We start from the raw sequence: 4,516 nt of genomic DNA, 5'->3' as shown, positions 1-4,516 counted from the left end.
GCCCCCAAGGCGGATGCCGCCTGGTATCTGCACGAGCTGACCCGGGACATGGACCTGGCCGCGTTCGTCCTGTTCTCCTCGGCCGGCGGACTGGTACTGACCGCCGGACAGGGCAACTACGCGGCGGCGAACGTCTTCCTCGACGCCCTCGCCGAGCACCGGCAGGCCGAAGGACTGCCCGCGACCTCCATGGCCTTCGGCCTCTGGGACGCGGGAGCGGGCATGGGCACGCGCCTCGCCGACGTGGACCGCCGGCGGATGGCGGACCAGGGACTGCCCGTCCTCTCGGCCGATACCGGCCTGGCGCTCTTCGATTCGGCGTTGCGTTCCGCCCGCCCGACCGTCGTCCCCGTCGTGGTCGACTCGGCGGCCCTGCGCGCCCGCACCGACGAGATGCCCGCTCTGCTCCGCAGGCTCGCCCCGGGGCGCGTCCGCCGGGCAGCCGCCGGACACGACAGCGTCACAGCCGCCTCGCTGACCCAGCGGCTGTCGGGTCTGTCGGCGGGGGAGCGCCGGCGTACGGTGCTGCATCTGGTCCGGGCGCAGGTCGCGTCCGTACTCGGGCATGCGTCGGCCGAGGCGATCGGCGCGGACCGGGCCTTCCAGGAACTGGGCTTCGACTCACTGGCTGCGACCGAACTGCGCAACCACCTCAGCCGGGCCACCGGCCTGCGACTGCCCGCCACCCTCGCCTTCGACCACCCCAACGCCCACTCCGTCACCGACCACCTCCTCACCCTCCTCGGCGGCGGCGACGCGACCTCGGATGCGGCCGTACGGGACACCGGCGAGCGGCGTCCCGTGGACGGCGACCCGATCGCGATCGTCGGCATGGCCTGCCGCTACCCGGGCGGGGTGACCTCGCCCGAGGACCTGTGGCGGCTGCTGATGGACGGTGGGGACACCGTCTCCGACCTGCCCGCCGACCGCGGCTGGATCATCGAGGACCTGTACGACCCGGAGCCCGGCAAGGAGGGCAAGAGCTACACGCGCCGCGGCAGCTTCCTCCATGAGGCGGCGGACTTCGACCCGGCGTTCTTCGGCATCTCGCCCCGCGAGGCCCTGTACATGGACCCGCAGCAGCGGCTGCTGCTCGAAACCTCCTGGGAGGCCCTGGAGCGGGCCGGTATCGACCCCGCCATGCTCAGGGGCAGCCGCACCGGTGTGTTCGCCGGCGTGATGTACCACGACTACGCGCTCGGCGCGCACCCCTCCGGTACCAGCGGCGGCAGCATCGTGTCCGGCCGGGTCTCGTACACGCTGGGCCTGGAAGGCCCGGCCGTCACGGTGGACACCGCGTGCTCGTCCTCACTGGTGGCCCTGCACCTCGCGGTACAGGCTCTGCGGTCCGGAGAGTGCTCCCTGGCCCTGGCCGGCGGTGCGACCGTCATGTCCACACCCGGCATGTTCATCGAGTTCAGCCGTCAGCGCGGGCTGTCCCCGGACGGCCGCTGCAAGGCGTTCGCCGGCAGCGCGGACGGGGTCGGCTGGTCCGAGGGCGTCGGCGTGCTGCTCGTCGAGCGGCTGTCCGACGCCGAGCGCAACGGGCACCGGGTGCTGGCCGTGATCCGTGGTTCCGCGGTCAACCAGGACGGTGCCAGCAATGGCTTCACCGCCCCGAACGGGCCTTCGCAGCAGCGGGTCATCCGCGAGGCCCTGGGCGCCGCCGGCCTGTCGGCCACCGAGGTGGACGCGGTGGAGGCACACGGCACCGGCACCACACTCGGCGACCCCATCGAGGCCCAGGCGCTCATCGCGACCTACGGACAGGACCGGCCGCAGGACCGGCCGGTCCTCCTCGGCTCCGTCAAATCGAATATCGGGCACGCGCAGGCCGCGGCCGGTGTCGCGGGCGTGATCAAAATGGTCATGGCCCTGCGGGAAGGCGTACTGCCCCGGACCCTGCACGTGGACGAACCCTCGCCGCACGTCGACTGGACCGAGGGCGCGGTGGCGCTGCTCGGAGAAGCGGTGGAGTGGCCCGAGACCGGCCGTCCCCGCCGCGCGAGCGTCTCGGCCTTCGGCATCAGCGGTACCAACGCGCACGTGATCCTCGAACAGGCCGCCACGGAGAGCCCGATCCCGCAGACCGGGACCGGGACCGGGCCCGGAGCCGTGGCGGGACCGGAGACCGGCGTACTGCCGTGGCTGCTGTCCGCCGCGACCCCCGAGGCCCTGCGTGAACAGGCCGCGCGCCTGCTCGCGTATATCGACACCCGGCCGGACCTGGACCTGGACCTGACGGCGACGGCCGGCGCGCTGGCCACCACTCGGACCGCGCTGGAGCAACGGGCCGCGGTCGTCGGCACCGGACGCGAGGAACTGGCCGGGGGACTGCGCGGGCTGGCTGCGGGCGACCTCGCACTTCCGGGTGGTGTCGTCACCGCGTCCGCACGGAAGACCGGAACGTGCGCCTTCCTCTTCTCGGGCCAGGGCTCCCAGCGTCTCGGCATGGGCCGTGAGCTGTATGCCCGCTTCCCCGTCTTCGCGGAGGCTTTTGATGCGGTCTGTGCTGAGTTGGATGTTCCGGTGCGTGAGGTGGTGTGGGGTGGGGACGCGGATGTTCTGAACCGGACGGTGCATGCTCAGGCGGGTCTGTTCGCGGTTGAGGTGGCGTTGTTCCGGCTGGTCGAGTCGTGGGGGGTGACTCCGGACTTTGTGGCTGGTCATTCGATCGGTGAGGTGGCTGCGGCTCATGTGGCGGGGGTGTTCTCCCTGGCTGATGCGTGTGCGCTGGTGTCGGCGCGTGGCCGGTTGATGGACGCCCTGCCGGAGGGTGGTGCGATGCTGGCGGTGCGGGCGGGCGAGGACGAGGTTCTGCCACTGCTGGGCGCGTCGGTGTCCGTCGCTGCGGTCAACGGCCCTTCTGCGGTTGTGGTGTCCGGTGCCGAGGAAGGGGTGGAGGCGGTACGGGTCCACTTCGAGGCCCTGGGCCGTAAAACGACCCGGCTCAAGGTCTCGCACGCCTTCCACTCGCCGTTGATGGACCCGATGCTGGACGGTTTCCGTGCGGTCGTCTCCGGGCTGTCGTTCTCCGCGCCGTTCATCCCGGTCGTCTCCAATGCGACAGGTGAGATCGCCGAAACCGAGCGGCTGTGCACCCCGGAGTACTGGGTGCGGCACGTCCGTGACGCGGTCCGCTTCGCCGACGGCGTCCGCACCCTGGCCGACCTGGGGGTGACCTCCTTCCTGGAGGTGGGACCCGACGCCGTGCTCTGCGGTATGGCAGCGGACTGCTCAGACGGCATCCCCGCCCAACCCTTGCAGCGCGCGGGCCGGGACAGCGCCACCACCCTGGTCGCGGCGCTCGCCGCACTGCACTGCGCCGGAATCGCCGTGGACTGGCGGGCGTTCTTCGGCGGAACGGACAACCGCCGCATCGACCTGCCGACCTACGCGTTCCAGCGACAGCGGTACTGGCTGGACGCGGCCCAAGGGGCAGCCGACTTGGACTCGGCCGGTGTCTCCGCCGCGGATCACCCGCTGCTGGGCGCCGCGACGGAACTCGTCACGGCCGACGGCTACCTCTTCACGGGACGGCTGTCGATCCGGACGCACCCGTGGCTGGCGGACCACACCGTGATGGGCGCGGTGCTGATGCCCGGCACCGGTCTCCTCGAACTCGCCCTGCGGGCGGGTGCCCAGGTCGGTTGTGCGGTGGTCGAGGAGCTGACGCTCGCGGCACCGCTGACACTGCCCGATGAGGGCGGCGTACAGATGCAGATGTGGGTCGGTGAGCCGGACGACTCCGGCCGCCGCCGGATCACCGTGCACTCCCGGCCGGACGACGAACAGGACGGGGTGTGGGTCCGGCATGCAGCCGGTGTGCTGAGCCCGGACGCCCCGGACACGGTGGATACCGCCGGGTTCGACGCGGTGACCTGGCCGCCGGTGGACGCGGAGCCCGTTCCCGTCGAAGGTGCCTACGAGGGCTTTGCCGAAGCCGGGTTCGGTTACGGGCCGGTGTTCCGCGGGCTGCGGGCGGTATGGCGCCGCGGCGAGGAACTCTTCGCCGAAGTCGCGCTGCCGGTGGAGGAGCGGAGCACAGCGGGAGACTTCGGCCTGCACCCCGCCCTCCTGGACGCCGCGATGCACGCGGCGATCCTGACCAGCACCGGCGAGACCGCGATTCCGTTCGTCTGGAACGACGTGGCGCTGCACGCCGTCGGTGCGGCCGAGGTACGGGTACGGCTGACCCGTACCGGCGACGACGGCTGGGCCCTGGCACTCGCCGATACCACCGGCACACCGGTGCTCTCGGTCGGCTCGATGGTGAGCCGGCCGGTCTCGGCAGAGCAGTTGGGGGTTTCGGGGGGTTCGTTGTTGGGGGTGGAGTGGTCGGTGGTTGCGGCTGCTCCGGCTGCTCCGGCTGCTTCGGTGGCTTCGGTGGCTTCGGTGGCTTCGGTGGTTTCGGTGGGTGGGTCGTGGGTTGGTTGGGAGGAGGTTGTGGCGGGGGGTTCGGTGCCGGGGGTGGTGGTGCTGGATTGTGGTGTGGGGGTGGGGGTGGGGGATGTTC

At 71.7% G+C, this 4,516-nt stretch carries 1 protein-coding gene; it reads left to right on the top strand.

The genetic code is table 11. The features are described 5' to 3' along the window. The coding region (locus tag ACIQ9E_RS29695; protein WP_403712297.1) for a beta-ketoacyl synthase N-terminal-like domain-containing protein at positions 1 to 4,516 on the top strand (4,516 nt) is incomplete at both ends.

Origin of the sequence: Streptomyces sp. NPDC094448 (assembly GCF_044763775.1) — a bacterium.
Lineage (GTDB): Bacteria > Actinomycetota > Actinomycetes > Streptomycetales > Streptomycetaceae > Streptomyces.
Note: the sequence above shows the minus strand (reverse complement) of the source record. Positions and strands in the feature narration are given on the sequence as shown.